17 protein-coding genes are annotated in these 19,723 nt (G+C 58.1%); 6 read left to right on the top strand and 11 right to left on the bottom strand.

Translation table 11 applies throughout. The annotated features are described in order from the left end of the window. Positions 1–37 precede the first annotated feature (37 nt). Positions 38–1,225 carry a benzoate/H(+) symporter BenE family transporter gene (locus K5I40_RS05230; RefSeq protein ID WP_255296768.1) on the top strand — a complete coding sequence of 396 codons (1,188 nt, stop codon included), beginning with the start codon at positions 38–40 and terminating at the stop codon, positions 1,223–1,225. Here K5I40_RS05230 and K5I40_RS05225 read toward each other — a convergent pair. Further along, positions 1,205–2,077: an AraC family transcriptional regulator gene (locus K5I40_RS05225; RefSeq protein WP_223075347.1), complete on the bottom strand. Its 873-nt coding sequence runs from the start codon at positions 2,075–2,077 to the stop codon at positions 1,205–1,207. The genes K5I40_RS05230 and K5I40_RS05225 overlap by 21 nt on opposite strands. Positions 2,078–2,261: 184 nt before the next feature. On the opposite strand from K5I40_RS05225, the gene K5I40_RS05220 reads away from it, so the two are divergent. Continuing rightward, a complete protein-coding gene (locus tag K5I40_RS05220; RefSeq protein WP_039028642.1) occupies positions 2,262–3,158 on the top strand; it encodes a DMT family transporter in 897 nt (298 codons plus the stop codon). 33 nt (positions 3,159–3,191) lie between these two features. Here the strand turns inward: K5I40_RS05220 and K5I40_RS05215 are convergent, their stop codons facing one another. Both K5I40_RS05215 and K5I40_RS05210 read right to left on the bottom strand, forming a co-directional pair. After that, complete coding sequence (locus tag K5I40_RS05215) at positions 3,192–3,863, bottom strand: DUF3313 domain-containing protein (RefSeq protein WP_223075348.1); 672 nt, start codon at positions 3,861–3,863, stop codon at positions 3,192–3,194. 136 nt (positions 3,864–3,999) lie between these two features. Then, a complete protein-coding gene (locus tag K5I40_RS05210) occupies positions 4,000–5,592 on the bottom strand; it encodes an ABC transporter substrate-binding protein (RefSeq protein WP_223075349.1) in 1,593 nt (530 codons plus the stop codon). Positions 5,593–5,706: 114 nt separating this feature from the next. Here K5I40_RS05210 and pepT point away from each other — a divergent pair, with 114 nt between their 5' ends. After that, positions 5,707–6,936: a peptidase T gene (gene pepT, locus K5I40_RS05205; RefSeq protein WP_223075350.1), complete on the top strand. Its 1,230-nt coding sequence runs from the start codon at positions 5,707–5,709 to the stop codon at positions 6,934–6,936. Between the two features lie 240 nt (positions 6,937–7,176). On the opposite strand, the gene tehB is transcribed toward pepT, so the two are convergent. Continuing rightward, positions 7,177–7,773 carry a tellurite resistance methyltransferase TehB gene (tehB, locus tag K5I40_RS05200; protein WP_223075351.1) on the bottom strand — a complete coding sequence of 199 codons (597 nt, stop codon included), beginning with the start codon at positions 7,771–7,773 and terminating at the stop codon, positions 7,177–7,179. Further along, complete coding sequence (tehA, locus tag K5I40_RS05195; RefSeq protein ID WP_223075352.1) at positions 7,770–8,774, bottom strand: dicarboxylate transporter/tellurite-resistance protein TehA; 1,005 nt, start codon at positions 8,772–8,774, stop codon at positions 7,770–7,772. The genes tehB and tehA overlap by 4 nt, the downstream gene beginning before the upstream one ends. A gap of 122 nt (positions 8,775–8,896) precedes the next feature. Here tehA and ydcK point away from each other — a divergent pair, with 122 nt between their 5' ends. Further along, complete coding sequence (gene ydcK, locus K5I40_RS05190) at positions 8,897–9,877, top strand: YdcK family protein (RefSeq protein WP_223075353.1); 981 nt, start codon at positions 8,897–8,899, stop codon at positions 9,875–9,877. On the opposite strand, the gene rimL is transcribed toward ydcK, so the two are convergent. The 4 genes from rimL to K5I40_RS05170 all read right to left on the bottom strand — a co-directional run bounded on the left by rimL (position 9,872) and on the right by K5I40_RS05170 (position 14,460). Then, the gene (rimL, locus tag K5I40_RS05185; RefSeq protein WP_223075354.1) at positions 9,872–10,423 is read right to left on the bottom strand and encodes a 50S ribosomal protein L7/L12-serine acetyltransferase; all 552 of its coding nucleotides are present in this window, start codon (positions 10,421–10,423) and stop codon (positions 9,872–9,874) included. The two genes, ydcK and rimL, sit on opposite strands and share 6 nt — an antisense overlap. A gap of 50 nt (positions 10,424–10,473) precedes the next feature. Further along, positions 10,474–12,129, bottom strand: a complete 1,656-nt coding sequence (locus tag K5I40_RS05180; protein WP_039028634.1) for a glucan biosynthesis protein D — start codon at positions 12,127–12,129, stop codon at positions 10,474–10,476. 376 nt (positions 12,130–12,505) lie between these two features. Beyond that, a complete protein-coding gene (locus K5I40_RS05175) occupies positions 12,506–13,279 on the bottom strand; it encodes an ABC transporter substrate-binding protein (RefSeq protein WP_138369062.1) in 774 nt (257 codons plus the stop codon). Positions 13,280–13,290: 11 nt separating this feature from the next. Next, complete coding sequence (locus tag K5I40_RS05170) at positions 13,291–14,460, bottom strand: pyridoxal phosphate-dependent aminotransferase (protein WP_039028867.1); 1,170 nt, start codon at positions 14,458–14,460, stop codon at positions 13,291–13,293. A gap of 110 nt (positions 14,461–14,570) precedes the next feature. On the opposite strand from K5I40_RS05170, the gene K5I40_RS05165 reads away from it, so the two are divergent. Continuing rightward, complete coding sequence (locus tag K5I40_RS05165; RefSeq protein ID WP_138369063.1) at positions 14,571–15,413, top strand: LysR family transcriptional regulator; 843 nt, start codon at positions 14,571–14,573, stop codon at positions 15,411–15,413. Here the strand turns inward: K5I40_RS05165 and K5I40_RS05160 are convergent. After that, positions 15,400–16,908 (bottom strand): carboxylesterase/lipase family protein, encoded by a 1,509-nt coding sequence (locus K5I40_RS05160; protein WP_223075355.1) that lies wholly within the window; start codon positions 16,906–16,908, stop codon positions 15,400–15,402. The genes K5I40_RS05165 and K5I40_RS05160 overlap by 14 nt on opposite strands. Positions 16,909–16,950: 42 nt before the next feature. Beyond that, complete coding sequence (locus K5I40_RS05155) at positions 16,951–18,294, bottom strand: VOC family protein (protein ID WP_223075356.1); 1,344 nt, start codon at positions 18,292–18,294, stop codon at positions 16,951–16,953. Between the two features lie 273 nt (positions 18,295–18,567). Here K5I40_RS05155 and K5I40_RS05150 point away from each other — a divergent pair, with 273 nt between their 5' ends. Continuing rightward, positions 18,568–19,491, top strand: coding sequence for a LysR substrate-binding domain-containing protein (locus tag K5I40_RS05150; protein ID WP_039028629.1), 924 nt, complete (start codon positions 18,568–18,570; stop codon positions 19,489–19,491). The last annotated feature ends 232 nt before the right edge of the window (positions 19,492–19,723 follow it).

Raw genomic sequence — 19,723 nt, 5'->3', positions numbered from 1 at the left:
GTATGCTATAACGCACAGTGCTACATTCACGGCTGTTATAACGCACAACGGAGTTCCCATGCGCGCATCCTCGCTCACCTTTCCCACCGTCCTGTCCGGCTTTGTCGCCGTGCTGGTGGGCTACGCCAGTTCCGCCGCCATTATCTGGCAGGCCGCCGCTGCCGCAGGTGCAACGGCACCGCAGATAGCAGGCTGGATGACCGCATTAGGGCTTGGTATGGGCATCAGCACCCTGGGGCTGTCGTGGTGGTATAAAGCCCCGGTGCTGACCGCCTGGTCGACGCCGGGTGCCGCCCTGCTGGCGACCAGCCTGCAGGGGGTGAGCCTGTCGGAAACTATCGGCATCTTTATCTTCGCCAATGCGTTAATCCTGATTTGCGGCGTCAGCGGTCTGTTCGCCCGGCTGATGAAGATCATCCCCCACTCGCTGGCGGCGGCGATGCTCGCCGGAGTGCTGCTGCGTTTTGGTCTGCAGGCCTTCAGCAACCTCGAGGGGCATCTGCTGCTGTGCGGCAGCATGCTGCTGGCCTGGCTGCTGACCAAAGCCTTCGCCCCGCGCTATGCCATTGTCGCCACCCTGCTGGTGGGCGGTGCGGTGGCGGCCCTGAACGGTGACGTTGTCACCGACAGGCTCACCTTCGCCGTGGTGATGCCGGAATTTATTGCCCCAACCTTTAATCTGACCACGCTTATCAGCATCGGTCTGCCTTTCTTCCTGGTGACCATGGCTTCGCAGAATGCGCCCGGGTTCGCCACGATGAAAGCCTCCGGCTATCCGGTAGCCGTCTCACCGCTGATTATCGTCACCGGCGGGCTGGCGCTGCTGCTGTCGCCGTTCGGCGTGTACTCCATCTGCATCGCGGCCATCACCGCCGCCATCTGTCAGAGCCCGGACGCGCACCCGGATGCCAGCAAGCGCTGGCTGGCCGCAGCGGCGGCAGGAGTGTTTTATCTGCTGGCGGGGATTTTCGGCGGCTCGATTAGCGGGCTGATGGCGGCCCTGCCGTTAAGCTGGATCCAGACTCTGGCGGGCCTGGCGCTGCTGGGCACTATCGGCGGCAGTCTGCATCAGGCGCTGCATAATGAAGCCGAGCGCGATGCGGCTATCGTGACCTTTCTGCTCACCGCCAGCGGGGCAACGCTTGCAGGGATTGGTTCGGCGTTCTGGGGATTAGTGGCGGGCGGCGTCTGTTACGCCCTGCTGTTACGCACTCGCCGCGCGTAGCTGGGACGGCGTAAGCCCTGTCGCGGCGCGAAAGCGGTTGCTGAAATGGCTGGCGGAGCTGAACCCGCAGGCCAGCGCAATATCGGTGAGCGGCTGACGGGTGGTGCGGACCAGGGTTTTGGCCTTCTCCATCCGCCGTTGCATCACATACTGGTGCGGGGCCATCTGCATCGACTGACGGAACATGCGGGCAAAGTGAAACTCACTCAGGCTCGCCTGCGCCGCCAGATCCGCCAGGGTCAGCGGCTGGGCCAGATTCTCTTCGATAAACGCCAGCACGTTGCGCAGCACGAACGGCGACAGCCCGCCGGTAACGGTCGGCAACGTCCACTGAACGTTGCTGTAGTGCTGCACCAGATGGGTCAGGAGCAGCGTCGAGGCGGTGCTCAGCGTCAGCTGATTGGCAGACTGCTGCCAGTCGCAGCCAAGGATAAAATGACGGTACAGAGCGGTAATGCTGGCGTCATCGCCAAACAGATTTTCGTCGAGGGTAAAACTGTACGGGCTTTTGTCCCATACCTGCTCCCCCACGTTGCGCAGGTGATCGTCGGTACAGTAGAGATGCACAAATGACAGATCGTCGCGAATATCCCAAGTGGACTCGCTCTCTTTCGGCATCAGACAAAAACGATCCGGCCCGCCGCCGTTTTTCCAGCCTGCGGTGGTTTTGTGATAGCTCTCGTAACCGTCGGCGATATAAAGGCTCAGCGTGTGGTGATCGCAATATTGCGTAATGGTGTCACGTTTATTTGACCAGGCCGCCAGCTGGATCCCTGAATTCAGCGCCACGGCATTATGTAATACCGCTTTATGCTTGCGCAGATTTTCAAAGGCACCGTAGGTCTCAGCCATAACCACTCACACACTGTTAATAAGAATTAACAAGTCTAAAAAGATCTGCCCTTCAGTGCCAGTCCTCTTCTGCCTGCGCCTGGAAAAAAGCGCAAGAATATGCAAGTCCCCCGCAAGTCCGTGAAAGAAGGCATGAGCCTCTGTCGCCATACTGAGCGCAGACTTTGCTGAGAAGAGAAATAAGATGAACGCATTTTTGTACGCGCTGGTTGTTGTTATCTGGGGAACCACCTGGATTGCCATTTTCCTGCAACAGGGGCCGGTCCCCGCGCCGGTCTCTATTTTCTGGCGCTTTGCCGTCGCCACCGCCACCATTATGACGGTGCTGCTGATCCTGCGACGCCTGCGCCCGCTTGCCTTACGTGACCACCTGTTTTGCGGCCTGCAGGGCTGCTGCGTCTTCTGCTTTAACTTCTGGTGTTTTTACACCGCCGCGGCCTATATCAATACCGGACTGGAGTCGGTGATTTTCTCAATGGCGGTGCTGTATAACGCCCTGAACAGTTTCCTCTTTTTTGGTCAGCGCCCGCCTGCCCGCTTTTATCTGGCGGCGGCGCTTGGGCTGCTCGGCATTATTACCCTGTTCTGGAACGACCTGCTGGCCAGCGGCTGGAGCGCCGGTCTGCTGTTCGGGATTGCCCTCTCGGCACTGGGTACTTACGGTTTCTCGCTCGGGAATATGATCAGCCTGCGCCACCAGCGCAAGGGTCTGGAAACCATGACCACTAACGCCTGGGCGATGCTGTACGGCACCCTGGTGATGGGGGCGATTGCGCTGATCCGCGGTGATGACTTTACGCCGGTCTGGTCGGTGAGCTATATGGGCGCGCTGCTCTATCTGGCGCTGTTTGGCTCGGTGATCGCCTTTGGCGCGTACTTCACGCTGGTCGGAAGGATTGGCGCGGGCAAGGCTGCATACAGCACGTTGCTCTTTCCGCTGGTGGCGCTCTCATTTTCGACGATGTACGAGGGATATGTCTGGCACAGCAACGGGATAGCGGGGTTACTGCTGATTTTAACGGGGAATCTGGTGATGTTTGCCCGACCGGAGAACTGGTTCAGACGTCTGCGGACGGCATAAAAAAACGGCCTGCGCAATGCAGGCGTTTTTGTGTTATTGGGTTTTATGCACATCAAACATGGTGGCATCGGTCGCCATGTCATCCACAACCTGTTTCAGGGTCGCGAAGGTCATCGGCGTGCTTTCGTTATTCAGCTCTTTACCTTCACCCTTACGCACTACTTTCATGACCGGTTTGTTGGTCTTAGCGTCAATCAGCTCGCCTTCAAAGTAGAGGTGGGTATCCATGGTACGGTGACCCGTTGCCATCTGCGTGCCGGCAACGACCAGCGCAACAGGGACAACTTCATAGAACTGCAGGCCTTCTTTCTGCGAGCTAACACCGGTAATAGCACCACGGAAGATCAGGCTACGTGGGCCCGGCGTCGCCACGATTGGCTTACGCTGGCCAATCGCGTTTTTCATTTTATCGTTGGTGTAGTTCAACAGTTCATCCAGCGTACGCTGACCGATCTGGGTGGTTGGCTTCGGCGCCGGATAATAGGTGATATGGTTCCAGACAATGCTGTCGTAATTCGCTTCGTTATATGACGGATCAACCCAGCGAAGCGTCGGTTTACCCGTTGCTGACGTGGTTGATTTCAAACCGGAGTAATCTTTTAAAAAGCCTGAATATTGATCGGGCGCAGCCACTTTTGACGCACAACCCGCCAGCAGCAACAGGCCGGAAAGCGCGGCAACTTTAAATAAAGTATTAGTACGCATGGGTGTATCCCTGTGAAGTGCAAATATGCAATTGAAGTTATAGCAAATGTTTGCTGAAAAAAAGTGACAAAAAATGAGGGAGGCAGCATAAATAAGAAAAAGACTGCCCGTAACCATTACGGGCAGCGTTAAATGATTATTTTATATCCACTTGCCAGAATAAATGCTTACCGAACGGGTCAATTTCGTAGCCTGTGACTTCTTTGCGTACAGGCTCAAAAATAGTTGAGTGCGCAATCATTACCGCCGGCATTTGATCGTGCATCATTTGCTGCGCCTGTTTATATAGCGCGACGCGTTTATCGTGATCGGTAATAGATTTAGCCTCGGCAATAATTTTATCAAAAGGTTGATAACACCATTTCGCGGAATTAGAACCGCCGTTGGCTGAGGTGCAGGTAAAGAGCGGACCAAAGAAGTTATCCGGATCGCCCGTTGCCGTGGTCCAGCCCATCAGCGCCGCCTGGTGTTCGCCCCCCTTCACGCGCTTGAGGTATTCTCCCCACTCGTAGGTGACGACTTTGGTCTGCACGCCAATTTTCGCCCAGTCGGCCTGAATCATCTCGGCCATGCGTTTGGCATTCGGGTTGTACGGACGCTGCACCGGCATTGCCCACAGGTCAATGGTCATCCCGTTGGCAAAACCGGCCTCTTTCAGCAGGGCTTTGGCTTTTTCAGGATCGTAATCGTAGTCTTTCAGCTCGCTGTCGGCACTCCACACGCCCGGCGGCAGCAGGTTTTTCGCCGCCGTACCGGTGCCCTGGAATACCGCCTCAATGATGGCCGGTTTATTGATGGCCATCGCCAGCGCCTGGCGCACTTTGACGTTATCCAACGGCGGTTTCTGGGTGTTAAATGACAGGAAGCCGGTATTCAGCCCCGCCTTGCTCATCAGATTAAGATCTTTGTTCGCCTTCATCCGCGGCAGATCGGCGGGGTTCGGGAACGGCATCACCTGGCACTCGTTTTTCTCAAGTTTGGCGAAGCGCACCGACGCATCCGGCACGATGGTAAACACCAGACGATCCAGCTTCGCCTTGCCCTGCCAGTACTCCGGGAACGCCGTGAACAGAATGCGGGAATCTTTCTGGTATTTCGCAAGCTTAAACGGCCCGGTGCCAATCGGCTCCATATCCACCTTCTCTGGCGTGCCGGCTTTGAGCATCGCGTCCGCATACTCGGCGGAAAGGATCGACGCAAAGTACCAGGCCAGATCGGGGACAAACGGCGCTTCCGGGTGCGCCAGTGTGAAGCGTACCGTGTGATCGTCCACCTTATCGATGGCGGTGATCAGCTTGCCGAACTCCAGGCTTTCGAAATTCGAGTAGTTGCCGTTAGAGACGTTGTGATACGGATGCTTAGGGTCTTTTTGCCGCATGAAGGAGAAAATCACATCATCGGCATTAAAGTCGCGCGTCGGGGTGAAGAGCTTGTTGCTCTGGAACTTCACCCCTTTGCGCAGATGGAAGGTATAGACCTTGCCGTCCTCGCTCACGTCCCAGCTTTCGGCCAGGCTCGGCACCAGATCGGTGGTGCCCGGGGTAAAATCCACCAGCCGGTTGTACACCGGCACCGCGCTGGCATCCACGCTGGTGCCAGAAGTATAGAGCTGCGGGTTAAAGTTCTCCGGCGATCCTTCAGAACAATAGACCAGCGTTTTAGCGGCAACGGTGGAACTGACCGTCAGTGCGGCTACGGTTAGCGCCAGTTTTGTTAGGTTGCTTTTCATCGCGTTTTCCTGTCTTTTAATTTGACGGCTAATGAATTTTTGTCGTGCCGAACCATAAATATCATTAAAGTGATTTTGCAAACACCTGATAACTCAAATAAAGAAGGATCCACCATGGCTTCTGCGCTCGCCAGACAATTAACCCAACGCTTCTTTCGCTACCTGGCCGTCACCAGCCAGAGCGATCCGAAGGTCAAAACTCTGCCCTCCACACCCGGCCAGCACGAGATGGCGCGGATGCTGGCGGCAGAGCTGCAAACGCTGGGCTTGTCGGATATCGTCATTGACGAATTTGCCACCGTTACCGCGGTGAAAAAGGGGAATGTGCCGGGCGCGCCGCGGATCGGTTTTATCACCCATATCGATACCGTCGACGTGGGATTGTCACCAGACATTAATCCGCAGATCCTGACATTTACAGGCGATGATCTCTGTCTCAACGCCGAAAAAGAGATCTGGCTGAAGGTCAGCGAGCACCCGGAAATTCTGGCCTACCCCAATGAAGAGATCATCTTCAGCGACGGCACCAGCGTGCTAGGCGCCGACAACAAATCGGCGGTGACCGTGGTGATGACGGTGCTGGAAAACCTCACCGCTGAGCACAAACATGGCGATATCGTGGTGGCTTTTGTGCCGGATGAAGAGATTGGCCTGTGCGGGGCGAAGGCGCTGGATCTGAAGCGTTTTGACGTCGATTTCGCCTGGACCATCGACTGCTGCGAGCTCGGGGAGATCGTCTATGAGAACTTCAACGCGGCGGCGGCGGAAATTCGCTTTACCGGCGTGACGGCGCATCCAATGTCGGCCAAAGGCGTCTTAGTGAACCCGCTTCTGATGGCGACGGATTACATCAACCACTTCGATCGCCTGCAAACGCCGGAGCACACCGAGGGCCGCGAAGGCTATATCTGGTTTAACGGCATTCAGGCCGGGCAAAACGAGGCGCTGCTGAAGGCGAGCATTCGTGATTTTGATCGCGACAGTTTCGCCGCGCGCAAAGCGCAGATTGGCGACGTGGCAGAGAAGATCGCCGCCCAGCACCCGACAGCTAAGGTGAGCTGGCACATCGAAGATACTTACAGCAACATCAGCAACGCGGTGGGCGAAGATCGCCGGGCAATCGACCTGATGTTTGAGGCGATGGAAAGTTTAGGCATCACGCCAAAACCGACCCCGATGCGCGGCGGTACCGACGGCGCGGCGCTGTCGGCGAAAGGGCTGTTAACCCCGAACTTCTTCACCGGAGCCCACAACTTCCACTCGAAGTTTGAGTTTTTACCGTTGAAGTCGTTTGAGGCGTCGTATAACACCGCGCTGCAGATTTGCCTGCTGGCGGCGCGTTAAGCCGGGTGGCGGCTGCGCCTTACCCGGCCTACGGGGAGTGCTGCGCTGGGCAATGCCGGTTTATGGTTCGTAGGCCCGTGCAAGCGTAGCGCCGCCGGGCAGTAACACCGCAGAGGATTCAGTGCGGTCTGTTGCCCTCACCCCGTCCCTCTCCCACAGGGAGAGGGCGCAAACACCAAAAACGACAACCTGAGGTTGTCGTTTTGCTTTTACCTCCGTAGCGCCGCCGGGCAATGCCTGTTAAGCCGGTTTACGCGCCAGAAGCGTGGCAAAACGCAGCTTGATGCGGTTTCCCTGGGCGTCGGTTCGGTGCAGTTCGCCGACGTCCTCGTTATATTTCAGCTGCTCCCAGCCCGCATAGTATTCGCTCAGTTCGTCGGTTTTAAACGCAAACGGGAAGCCAACGTTGCACGGATAATCTTCGGTATCCATTGCCGCCACAATCAGGTTATAGCCGCCGGGTTTGGTGCAGCGCTGCATATTGTCGATCAGGCCCGGAATAGTTTCTGACTGCAGGAACATCAGCACCACGGTGGAGAGAATAAAATCGTATTCGCCGTCAAAGCGCAGGCTGTTGAGATCCTGAATCGCCGTCTGCAGGTTAGTGATGCCCTCTTTCGCCTTGATGCTCTCGATATTCTCGATGCTCATCGGGTTCTTATCCCACGCGGTCACGTCGTAGCCATTGGCCGCAAGATAGAGGCTGTTACGTCCGTTGCCACAGCCGAGATCCAGCGTTTTGCCCGGCTTAACAATCCCGGCGCTGTACAGCACTTCTGAGTGGGTGCGGGTCAGGCCATATTTTTCGGTGAAGTAGTTCTCATCAAACACAGTCATTCTTTTTCCTCAGCTTGCATAAGCGTTGCTTTGTCTGCACGAACCAACAGTTTTCCCTGCATCAACAGGATAAAGGTTCGCACCAGTAATAGCGCAATGATGGCATTGGTAAAAATAAACAGCGGGATGGCGATGGCGTGGAAGAATCCGGACGGGCTGCTCTGCCCCAGATGTAGACCGGTTGTGGCCAGCGCCGACACGCCGAACGAAAAGCTCCAGAACGACGCATTAAACGGCTGCACCAGATACCAGGGCATCAGCCGCAGAGTAAACAGCAGCTGCAGCAGGCCGTATCCGAACAGCATTTTGGCGAAGGTATCCGCTTCTCCGCCGTTCACGCTGAACCAGGCGCTACAGGCCACCAGCGCCGGTGCCAGCTGAATACCGAGGGATGAACGCATCGGCGCAGGCAGTTCCCCCGCGCTGCGCAGGCGCTGCAAAATCACCGGTTCAAGGCTCAGCCAGGAGAAGACTCCCGCGCCGAGAAACACCAGCCCGGCATCGTGAAAACCCAACGCGCCGCAGGCCATGGCGCTGATAAAGTTGTTCGCCACCGTCGGCAGATAGAGACCCGGCGTCGTCGCCTCCTCCGGATGTTTGCCGCGCCACAGCCCGGCGGACTGCCACGCCGCATAGCTCAGCTGAACCACCACGCCCACGGTAAACAGGCACAGCGCCAGCGGGCGATACCAGGGCACAAAGCCAATCGCCACCAGCATCGTGGTGGCAGGAAACAGGCTGACAAAACTGCTCATCACCGGATGACGCATCTCCGCCAGCACGCTCCCCGGAAAACGCACCAGACGGGTGATAAACGCCACGGTTAACAGCAGCCAAATAACCATCGCCAGCGAGACCAGGATCTCGCCCGGCCAGTGCGATACCGGCCAGATCGTGCTGGCGTAACGCCAGGCAAAGCCCATACCGATGGTCCCCAGCACCATGCCGTAGTAGCCAGCGGGCAAATTCAGAACGCGTTCAGTGGGTTGAGTCTTGTACATTTATTTTAAGGTATAAAATATATTTGAAATGCTAGTTTAAAGCGTTTCATTTGCGGATGCCACTCTTTCGATCAACGTAAACTTTGCTACGTTTAGTGAAGAGGACAACGGCGGGCACAGTGATGAATAAATATCGACTCAGCGATGAGAGCCGTCTGCACCACTGGCAGGACGGCGAGACCAGAACAGCGGTAAAAGTGCGTCAGATTATCGCCGCGCGGGATTTTAGCGATGTAAAAAGCGGCACGCGGGGCGGCTGGGTTGATGACGAATCGGCCTTGTCACACGAGCACGACTGCTGGATCTACGACGAGAACAGCGTGGTCTTTGCCGGAGCGCAGGTGAGCGGCAATGCGCGTATCACCCAGCCCTGCGTCATCAGCCATCAGGCATCAGTGGGCGATAACGTCTGGGTGGATGGCGCGCAGATCAGCCACGGCGCACGAATAAGTGACAAAGTCACCATTCAGTCATCAGTGGTGCGCGGTGAGTGCCACCTTTTCGACAATGCCCGGGTGCTGCACAACAGCATGGTGATTGCCGCCAAAGGGCTCACCCTGGACCATGAGCAGATCCTGCGAATTTTCGGTGAGGCCACGGTCAGCCAGTCGCGGGTGGTGCATCAGGCGCAGATCTACGGGAACGCCATCGTCAGTTACGCCTTTGTCGAGCATCGCGCCGAAGTGTTCGAGAACGCGCTAATCGAAGGCAACGAGGTGAATAACGTCTGGGTGTGCGACTGCGCCAAAGTGTACGGCAACGCGCGCCTGCTCGCCGGGCTGGAGGACGATGCTATCCCCACCCTGCGCTACAGCTCCCAGGTGGCGGAAAATGCGCTGGTTGAGGGCAACTGCGTCATCAAACACCATGTCCTGATTGGCGGTAAGGCCTGGCTACGCGGCGGGCCAATCCTGATTGATGACAAAGTGGTGATCCAGGGCCGGGCACGCATTCAGGGTGAAGTGCTGATCGAACATCATATTGAAATTACCGATGATGCAGTGATCGAAGCCTCTGACGGGGAGATGATTCACCTGCGCGGTGCGAAGGTGATTAACGGCGCGCAGCGCATCACGCGCACGCCGCTGCTCGGGGCATTATGAAGCGCTGATACGGGCGTAGATGTTCTGGTCGTCATAATTCCCGTTGAGGAACTCAGCCTCTTTCAGGCACCCCTCCAGCACGAAGCCGTTGCGCTGCGCCACCTGATTGCTGGCGGCGTTGTCGACGCGGCACTTGATGACGAAGCGGCGGATCTCCCCACGCGAGGCGTAGTAGTCAATAAACGCCTCCAGCGCCCGGGATAAAATCCCCTGCCCCTGATGCTTTTCATCCAGCCAGTAGCCGATATAGCCGGTCTTGTTCAGCGGTTCGATAGCGTTAAACGACAGCACCCCCAACAGCGCGTTATCGTTAAAGATCAGGAACATTTTGGCGTAACCGCGCTGGTGCAGCATCTGGTTGCTCAGGATGTTCTGCCGGGTATCGTTTTCCGTACCGACAAACTGCGGCCAGTTGAGGTAGTCCTGCAGATATGCCCGGTTTTTGACCACCAGATTGTGCAGTTCGGTAGTGTAACGTTCGTCGGCGGCGCGCAGTTCGATATGCGCGGTGACGGGAATAATTTCTTCTTCGTTAGTGGTGTTCATCAGTTTGCCTTTGTAGGCCGGGTAAGGCGCAGCCGCCACCCGGCACAGTATTAACGCATGACGCGGTCATCAACATACTGGCGTTTATCCGGCGCAGGCGGGAAGTAGTGATACAGCCAGGTCTCGCTGATGGCCTCGCCCTGGCAGCGCAGGAACATACGCATATCCACCGTATCGGTCGAATCGCTGGTCGGATACCAGTCAAACAGAATGCGGTATCCGTCGAACGGTTCTACGTACAAAATTTCAATCTGCTTCGCTTCGCCGCTGGACAAGGTGATCACCGGCTCGATCCCTTTCGGGGCCGCCGCTTTCAGATCGCCGCCAACAAAATCAACCGCAAAACGGCGCGCCCAGACTTTCGGGTAGTTCTCGCCCGGGGCCCAGCCTTCCGGGAAGCCGCCCATGCCGGTACGGGTAGCCATCACGTTCGCCAGCGGGGAACGCACCGGCGGTTTCGCGCTCCAGTAGAGACGGTACTGGAAGTCCAGCTTGTCGCCCGCCTTCACCGGTTTTTCCGGCTGCCAGAAGCAGACCACGTTATCCAGCGTTTCACCGGTGGTTGGGATCTCCATCAGGCTCACGGTGCCTTTACCCCACTGGTTACGCGGCTCGACCCACAGGCTTGGGCGCTTGTTGTACCAGCCCATAATGTCCTGATAGTGCGAGAAGTCGCGATCGAGCTGTAACAGACCAAAACCTTTCGGGTTTTTGTCGGTATAGGCGTTGAACTGCAGCTTTTGCGGGTTATTCAGCGGACGGCAAATCCACTCCCCGTTGCCGCGCCACATCGCCAGACGGTCGGAGTCGTGGATCTGCGGGTGAATGGTGTCGCACATGCGGCGTTCGTTGTTGCCGCAGGCGAACATGCTGGTCATCGGCGAGATCCCCAGCTGCTGGATGTCCTTGCGGGCATACAGGTGGTTTTCGACGTCCATGATCACCTGGGTCTTCTCGCAGTGGATCACGAACTTATAGGCACCGGTGATGCTCGGGCTGTCGAGCAGGGTGTAGACCGTGAAGGTGGTCGCGCCCGGTTTCACGGTTTCAAACCAGAATGAGGTGAAGTCCGGGAACTCTTCGGTGCTGTCGGCGTAGGTGTTCAGCGCCAGGCCGCGGGCGGAGAGCCCGTACTGGTAGGTGTCATCCACCGCGCGGAAGTAGCTGGCGCCGAGGAACGAGACGATATCGCGACGTGCCAGCTCCGGGGATTTAAAGGCGCGGAAACCGGCAAAACCTAAATCGCTCTGGCCTTCCAGCTGCTTCGTATCAACGCCCGCGTCGTGGTAGTTGAACAGCTCAGGGCGGAAGTGGATCTCGCGCGCCTGGGAGGTCTGGTTGTCCAGCGAGAACATGCGCACCCGACGGCGGAAGCCCATCCCGACGTGGAAGAACTGCACGTCAAGCTGGCGGTTTTCGATGTTGTTCCACAGCGACTGCTTTGCGTCGTACTGGATGCTGTTGTAAGCCTGCGGCGTCAGCGTCGCCAGGGTTTCAGGCAGCGGACGCGGCGCACCGCCCCACGGTGTTTGCGCCAGGTCGTGCGCCATGGATTGCAGCACAGAAAAGTCGAAACGGCGGCTCGACCCGTCCGCGATATCCGATTCAGCCGCATGGGCTGCCTGGGAAAAGAGGGCGGAAAGTCCGGAGGTCCCGCTCACTGCGGCTACGGCCAGAGAGCCTTTTAAAAAACGTCTGCGATTCATGCCTGGAAAAACGTCCTTATGGTCGTGGGTAGTGGGTTTCGCTTACGGCGAAACAACGGCAAGAAAGAACATCATTAAAGGGGCACAGCCTAAACAAAAACGGTTAAGAATCCAATTATTGACAGGCGAGAATATGAACAAAGCGTGAAAGATTTTTCTGTCGAGGGGAATTGCCTGAAACGCGGGTAAAGAAAAGTATATACCCTAAATAATTCGAGTTGCATGAAGGCGGCGACGCAGCGAATCCCCAGGAGCTTACTAAAGTAAGTGACTGGGGTGAGCGAGGAAAGCCAACGCACAGGCAACTTGAAGTATGACGGGTATAAAAAAGCCCCTGCCGGACATCAACGCCAGGGGCTAAACGATCAGATTATTGTTATTTTACGCTGACATCGATGCCCGGGAAGTACTTCTTCGCCAGCTTGTCGATGGTGCCGTCAGCGCGGACTTTATCAATCGCAGCATCAAGCTGTTTTTTCGTGGCCTCATCGCCTTTACGCAGGCCATAGCCGATCCCGCTGCCGAGAATGGTGTCATCCGACACCGGCTTGCCGATAAAGCCGAAGCCCTTGCCCTGCGGCTTGCTCAGGAAGCCAGCCTGCCCGGCGGCGGACATGACCAGCGAGGCGTCGATACGGCCATTGAGCAGATCGCCCCAGGCCATGTTCTGATCTTTATACGACACCACGGTGACACCCTGCTTCTCCCAGTGCTCTTTGGCGTAGGTTTCCTGAATGGAGCCCTGCAACACGCCAATGGTTTTACCCTTCAGCCCTTCCGGCGTGGCGTCAACCACGCTGCCGGTCTTGCCCACCAGCTGGGACGGGATCCGGTAGATCGGCTGGGTAAAGTCGATGCTCTGGCGACGCTGCTCAGTGATGTTCATCGCCGAGTTGATGGCGTCGAATTTCTTCGCTACCAGCCCCGGGATCAGCGCGTCGAATGAGGTTTCGACCCAGCTGCATTTCAGCGACGCCGCCGCGCAAATCGCGTTGCCCAGCTCAATATCAAACCCTTCCAGCTCACCGGAAGAGTTGCGGCTCTCAAAAGGCGGATACTCGGCTTCAACGCCATAACGTAATTCGGTTGCGGCAAAAGAGGAAAACGAACACAGCAACCCCAGGCCGACAACGAAGGCTTTTAATTTCATGACTGAACTCCTTAGCGTGGTTTTACCCGACACAGGGCCTGCGCACCTGCCCGTAATGTCGCCTCATCTTTCGCAAAAGAGAGACGGATTAATTTGTTATCTGTCCCGTCGGTATAGAACGCCGAAAGCGGGATTGTGGCAACACCGTAGTCAACAATCAGCCGCTTCACCAGTTCGCTGTCGCGTTCATCGCTGAAGTGGCTGTAATCCGCCAGCAGGAAGAACGAGCCTGCGCTCGGCAGCAGGCGGAACGGGGAATCGGCCAGCAGGTTGACCAGCAGATCGCGTTTGCGCTGGTAGAACGACGCCAGCGACAGCCAGGTTTGCGGATCGGCCATATGTTCGGCAAACGCGTACTGCATAGGAGTATCGGCAGAGAACATCAAAAACTGATGGATTTTGCAGATCTCATCCATCAGCTGCGCCGGGGCGACACAGTAGCCGACGCGCCAGCCGGTGACGTGGTAGGTTTTACCAAACGACGAGACGATGACGCTGCGCTCAGCCAGCCCCGGATGGGTCGCCATGCCGTGATGCGGTACATCGTCGAACACCACATGCTCGTACACTTCGTCAGAGAGAATAATAATGTCGGTGTTACGGGTGAGCGCCGCGAGCTGTTCCAGATCGTCCGCCGAGAAGACCTGCCCGCTCGGGTTATGCGGCGTGTTGACGATGATCATCCGGGTGCGCGAGGTGATGGCGGCGCGCACTTCATCCCAGTTCACCGCGAAATCCGGCACCGTCAGCTTGATGGCGATCGGCGTTGCGCCCTGCAAACGCACAATCGGCGCGTAGCTGTCGAACGACGGTTCAAAGTAGATCACTTCGTCGCCGGGATGCACCAGGCCGCTGATGGCCGAGTAGAGCCCTTCGCTGGCGCTAGCGGTAACAAGTACCTCGCTGGCAGGATCGTACTGCGTGCCATACAGCGAGGCGATTTTATCAGCGATGCGCTCCTTCAGCGGCGTCAGCCCGGTCATCGACGCGTACTGGTTGTGGCCCGCCTGCATCGCCCGGTGGACGCCGGCTACCAGCGCGGGGTCGCAGTCGAAGTTCGGCGCGCCCTGAGAAAGGTTGATGGCATTGTGCTCAGCGGAGAGCTGACCGATAACGGTAAAAATGGTGGTGCCAACGTCCGGCAGTTTGGAACGGGTTTGTATCGGAGTGCGCAGCGTCATCATGGATCCCTCTGGTGGATAGTGCATAACTATTCAACCCGAAGGCTATTGTGGCGACAATCGAATTGTTGTCATAATAGCCATGACAAAAAATCATACCTGGAGGTTCTGTGTCGCATCGCGCGTTCCCGCTTACTGCCGTTGAGGCGTTTATTGTTACCGCCCGGCACCTGAATCTGACCCATGCGGCAAAAGAGCTGTGCCTGACCCAGGGGGCCGTGAGCCGCAAGATCGCCGCCCTTGAAGGCTGGTTCGGTTTTCCGCTGTTTGAGCGCCACGCCCGCGGGCTGCGCCTCTCCTCCCAGGGCAGCGCCCTGCTGCCGGATCTGCGCGCCTCGTATGAACAGGTTCTGACGGTGGCGGACCAGGCCCGGGCGCAGCAAACCGTGGTGCGCCTGAAGGTGCCCACCTGCGCCATGCGCTGGCTGGTGCCGCGACTGCTGCAGGTGGAGCGCGAGCAGCCCGAGTTGCAGATTGCGCTCACCACCACCAACGATCACAGCGTGAATTTCAAAACCGAATCCTACGACGCGGCCATTGTTTTTGGCACCCACCTGAGCGCGGGAGATCTGCTGTTCGAGGAGGCCTTAACCCCGGTGATCAGCCCGTTACGCCAGGGCTCAGCGGTGGAGTCATTGACCTTTTTGCATCCGACGCGGGATAAGACCGACTGGTCGCTGTGGCTGGAACGGCAGGCGATGCAGCCCTCTGCCATGCACAAAAATCAACACTTCGACACCATGGATCTGGCGATCACCGCCGCCATCCAGGGGCTCGGCGTGGCGATAGCCGACGAGACGCTGGTGGCGGAAGATATCCGCGCCGGGCGGCTGGTGCGGCCTTACGCCAGCAGTATCAAAACCGGCGCCAGCTACCGGCTGGTGCTGCGGGAGTCGCGCGGCAAAGCGGCGGGGCTGGCCGCCTTTCGCGAATGCCTGCTTAATCCAGGCTGACGTGGTGCTTCATTACCCGTTTGAACAGCGCCATGCGGGCGCGCATAAATCGATTTTCAAGCTTAAAACCCGCATGTTTATTCACTCCAATGCGTAGCAGCACGTCCCGCCCGTGGTGACAGGCAGGCCAGCGCGTCGGGCCATTCAGCGTGTCGCACTGCCGGCTGGCATGGCGGGCGAAGTTGACCCAGTAATCGGCGACCTGAGCGGAAAACGCAAGGTCGTTGGCATTCACATACTGTCGGGCGGGCTCGGCGAGAGTGAGCGTATCAAACACGTACGGCACCTCGTTGCCATGCCACGCCCCGTTGGCGTAGGTGGCGTGCTCGGCTTCAGCCACATAGTCAAACCAGTAGCGCCAGCACGGCTCCCCCACCCGCCGCTGGGCCTGCATCACCACAAACCCCAGGGTGGTGAAGGCCATATCCCGACACACCTGACGCCCCAGTTCGGCATCGTCTTTGATGCCGGGATAGAGCAGCTTTATTAATCCTAACCCCAGCCGCCGCTCCCGGCGCAGCTTCTGGATCTGCCCGGCAAGATCGACGCCAAACACCGCCATCACGCTTGCCTCATCGCTGTTCGAGCCAACCATGATCGGCACAGGATGCTGGCGTGCAGCAAAAAAGACCTCCAGCATCGGCTCCGGAAGCACACAATCCCCCACTATCGGGGCCGGGCCCACGTTGAGGGGTGCCGTCAGCGGCCAGAGCGCCTCGGCCGGGATCGCCCGCAGCTGCTCAGCGGTGGCATCCTCAAGACCAAAATGGGCCGCCAGCGCCTCGCCCTTGATGAGCGCCTGCTCCCGGGGCGTATCCGGCAGGGTGTAGCCGCTCTGGATTATCGCCTTATTGAACAGCCCCTTAGCCAGCGGCGAAGCCAGTAACGACAGCACGCTGCGCGCCCCGGCAGACTCGCCAAACAGGGTGACGTTGTCCGGGTCGCCGCCAAAGCGGGCGATGTTGTCCCGCACCCACTCCAGGGCGGCCATCTGATCGAGCAGAGCAAAATTATGCACCACCCGCTCCTCTTCCCCCGCCAGCGCCGGATGGGCAAAAAAGCCCAGATGGCCGAGCCGGTAGTTGAGGGTGACGATCACCACCCCGCGCTGCGCCAACGCTTTGCCGTCGTAGGGCGGCAGCCCGCCTGCGCCAATGGTAAAGCCCCCGCCGTGCAGCCAGACCATCACCGGCAGCGGCGCGGAGCGCTCCACCGGCGACCAGATGTTCAGGTAAAGGCAATCCTCCGAGAAGCGGCCCGGATCGCCCCCGCCCAGCTGCTGACAGTACTCACTGCTCTGCCAGCTCGACGGCGAAAAGGCGGTGGCCTGACGCACGCCCTGCCAGCTCGCTAGCGGCTGCGGCGAACGCCAGCGTAAGGCGCCCACCGGCGGGGCAGCATAGGGAATGGCGCGCCAGACCTGCACATCGCCATCGGTTATGCCGCTAATATCGCCGTGGCGCGTGGTCACTATCGGGGAAGAGACGTTGTCCATATCGATCTTCAGTTAATGTCACATCCCCGCAGAGTACCGTTTTCAGAGCAAACCGCAACGTCGCTTGCTGCGCTCTTCCGCCTCCTGGTAGAGAGTGAACTCGTCCAGCACCGGGCAACCCAGCGCTTCTTCAAAGGCATCGCGGCTGGCGTTGCCGTGGCTGCGGGCCTGGGTTTCGTTGCCAAGATTCGACTGGAAGATCCCCGCGGCGCTCACCGGGAGGAAATCCTCATAGGTGATGGGCTGAGCGACCACCCAGCCACGCTCGATCAGCGGCTGCGGATCGTCGCCGGGGCCAAAGGCCTGGCGGTGCGCCTCTCCGGCGGGCGTCAGGCGATAGCGGAACCACGCCAGCCCCTGACGGCGCAGGAAGATATCGCTGTCGGGAAATGCCTGGAAGACCTCCTGCAGGTGCAGCTGATGGGTCAGGTTATCCTTGCCGGTACCGGCCTCCGCCAGCAGACGATCGTAGAGGTCGCGCCCTTTCGGGGTTAACGCCACCCCGCGCTGCTCAATCTCGCCAAAGCGCGCGGTATGGGTGCCCCGCTGTTCTCCTGCAAACAGTACCGGCTCCTCCAGCGCCTTGAAGCTGGTCTGGCGCAGCAGGAGCGGCGTCTCCCGGCGCGGCGGCCCTTCGATCAGCATCTTCGGTTCAATACCGTATTCGGGCATTAACGCCTGCACCCGGTCGATATCCAGCGTGCGCGGCGTCAGGTGGTTGATGTGGCAGCCGGGGAAGCAGACCACGTCGGCAATCAACCGGTGTTCATTGTGCAGCGCCTGGTAGGTGTCGTGATCCACCGTGGCGTGGCGATGCCAGCGGAAGGTCTCCAGCGCTTCCTTAACAAACTCTTCGGCCTGCGCCGGGGTAAACGCCCCTTCCGTCTCGTACAGGTCGATCAGTTCCAGGCAGCGGGGGGTGAAGATGTTGCGTCGGGCGAGGATCTCAGCCGCTTTCTCGCGCAGGGGCAGGTTGTCGATCAAATCGAGGCGCAGCAGCGAGGTAAAAATACGAAACGGGTTGCGGCACAGCGCGGCGTCATCAACCGGACGAAACGCGGTTGAGTGGACCGGCACCCCGGCCTGGGAGAGATCGTAATAGCTGACCGGGAACATCCCCATAATGGCGAACATGCGTCGCAGGGTTGCCAGTTCCAGGGCCGTACCGACACGGATCGCCCCGTGGCGTTCGAGGTTGAGGCGAGCGAGTTCATCCGCGTTGGCCAGTTGTTCATGCAGCTTCGGGTTGTTTTCCAGGACTGCCAGATTCACATCCGCTACCAGCTCCAGCAAGGTTCCGTACTGCGGAACTTCCTGCTGGTACATCGCCGACATAGCCTGCGAAAAGTTTTCCCGAATATCATCAGCCGTGATGGTGTTCGCCATGATGTCATGCCTCCAGTGAATATTACCTGGAGTGTAGAGAAGGCCATTGCGCCTGTTTGGAAGAATTTACGAATTGTGATCTGGATGGAGAGGCGCGCGTTTCCTGAACGACCACGAATTTAAGCGGTTCAGGCCCCGGGCAACTATTTCAACCCCTTTCCAAAAAATGCTTGTTACTCAATTAGATTGAATGTTAATAATATTTTGCTAGCAGGTTATCAAAATTAAACAACTTCACTTGTCACGCGTAACGCTCTGTTTTTAACATCGCCTATGGAAAAAAATGGTTTGTTTAGTCAGCGCATTCGTTTGCGCCATCTGCATACTTTTGTGGCCGTCGCTCAACAGGGAACACTGGGACGCGCGGCTGAAACCCTTAACCTGAGCCAGCCTGCGCTTTCAAAAACGCTGAACGAGCTGGAGCAGCTCACCGGCACGCGCCTGTTCGAACGTGGACGCCTGGGCGCGCAGCTCACCCTGGTGGGCGAGCAGTTCCTGACCCACGCGGTCAAAGTCCTCGATGCCCTGAATACCGCGGGCCAGTCCCTGACCCGACGCAACGATGCGCCGGGCGACGTGGTGCGCATTGGCGCGCTGCCGACCGCGGCGCTGGGCATTCTTCCGGCGGTCATCGGCCAGTTCCATAAACAGCAGCGCAACATAACGCTGCAGGTCGCCACCATGAATAACACCATGCTGCTGGCGGGGCTGAAGTCCGGCGAGCTGGACCTGGGCATGGGCAGAATGTCCGATCCGGAGCTGATGAGCGGCCTGAACTATGAGCTCCTTTTTCTGGAATCTCTCAAGCTGGTGGTGCGTCCGCGTCATCCTATCCTCAATGATACCGTGACCCTAAGCCGGGTGATGGAGTGGCCGGTGGTGGTGTCGCCGAAAGGCACCGTGCCGCGCCAGACGGCGGAAACCCTTCTCCAGACCCAGGGCTGCAAACTGCCGTCGGGCTGTATTGAGACCCTTTCGGCCTCGCTGTCGCGCCAGCTGACGGTGGATTTTGACTATGTCTGGTTCGTCCCGTCCGGGGCGGTGAAAGAGGATCTGCGCCAGGGCACGCTGGTGGCATTGCCGGTCACCACTCCCGGCCCCGGCGAACCTATTGGGGTTTTAACCCGCGTTGACGCCCCGCTCTCCGCCGCCACCCAGACGCTGCTCAGCGCGATACGTAAATCCATGCCGGTGTGATCACACTTCCCTCCAGCCCGTCTTGATGACGGGCTTTTTGTTTCCATTACTCAAATAATGCGAAATCATTCATTAACAATTGCACTAAACAATTTAACAGATTTATCATACCCGCCGAATTCACCAAATGGTTCATTCAAACAACACAGCGGTGACTTCTTTGGCGCTACATTGGCGTCATGTTCGACTTTTTCATCAAGGATCTTCTCTTCTGTTACCCATTTGGTTCAGG

Source organism: Leclercia sp. LTM14 (genome assembly GCF_023736175.1).
Taxonomy (GTDB): Bacteria; Pseudomonadota; Gammaproteobacteria; order Enterobacterales; family Enterobacteriaceae; genus Enterobacter; species Enterobacter barmai.
The sequence above is the reverse complement of the archived record's forward strand: the minus strand, read 5'-3'. Positions and strand labels throughout refer to the sequence as shown.

Excerpts from the sequence above, each read along its gene's own strand:
- pepT (WP_223075350.1), top strand. The coding sequence starts at position 5,707 with ATGGCTTCTGCGCTCGCCAGACAATTAACCCAACGCTTCTTTCGCTAC.
- tehA (WP_223075352.1), bottom strand. The coding sequence starts at position 8,774 with ATGTACAAGACTCAACCCACTGAACGCGTTCTGAATTTGCCCGCTGGC.
- ydcK (WP_223075353.1), top strand. The coding sequence starts at position 8,897 with ATGAATAAATATCGACTCAGCGATGAGAGCCGTCTGCACCACTGGCAG.
- K5I40_RS05225 (WP_223075347.1), bottom strand. The coding sequence starts at position 2,077 with ATGGCTGAGACCTACGGTGCCTTTGAAAATCTGCGCAAGCATAAAGCG.
- rimL (WP_223075354.1), bottom strand. The coding sequence starts at position 10,423 with ATGAACACCACTAACGAAGAAGAAATTATTCCCGTCACCGCGCATATC.
- K5I40_RS05155 (WP_223075356.1), bottom strand. The coding sequence starts at position 18,294 with ATGGCGAACACCATCACGGCTGATGATATTCGGGAAAACTTTTCGCAG.
- K5I40_RS05220 (WP_039028642.1), top strand. The coding sequence starts at position 2,262 with ATGAACGCATTTTTGTACGCGCTGGTTGTTGTTATCTGGGGAACCACC.
- K5I40_RS05180 (WP_039028634.1), bottom strand. The coding sequence starts at position 12,129 with ATGAATCGCAGACGTTTTTTAAAAGGCTCTCTGGCCGTAGCCGCAGTG.
- K5I40_RS05215 (WP_223075348.1), bottom strand. The coding sequence starts at position 3,863 with ATGCGTACTAATACTTTATTTAAAGTTGCCGCGCTTTCCGGCCTGTTG.
- K5I40_RS05160 (WP_223075355.1), bottom strand. The coding sequence starts at position 16,908 with ATGGACAACGTCTCTTCCCCGATAGTGACCACGCGCCACGGCGATATT.
- K5I40_RS05170 (WP_039028867.1), bottom strand. The coding sequence starts at position 14,460 with ATGACGCTGCGCACTCCGATACAAACCCGTTCCAAACTGCCGGACGTT.
- K5I40_RS05175 (WP_138369062.1), bottom strand. The coding sequence starts at position 13,279 with ATGAAATTAAAAGCCTTCGTTGTCGGCCTGGGGTTGCTGTGTTCGTTT.
- tehB (WP_223075351.1), bottom strand. The coding sequence starts at position 7,773 with ATGACTGTGTTTGATGAGAACTACTTCACCGAAAAATATGGCCTGACC.
- K5I40_RS05210 (WP_223075349.1), bottom strand. The coding sequence starts at position 5,592 with ATGAAAAGCAACCTAACAAAACTGGCGCTAACCGTAGCCGCACTGACG.
- K5I40_RS05150 (WP_039028629.1), top strand. The coding sequence starts at position 18,568 with ATGGAAAAAAATGGTTTGTTTAGTCAGCGCATTCGTTTGCGCCATCTG.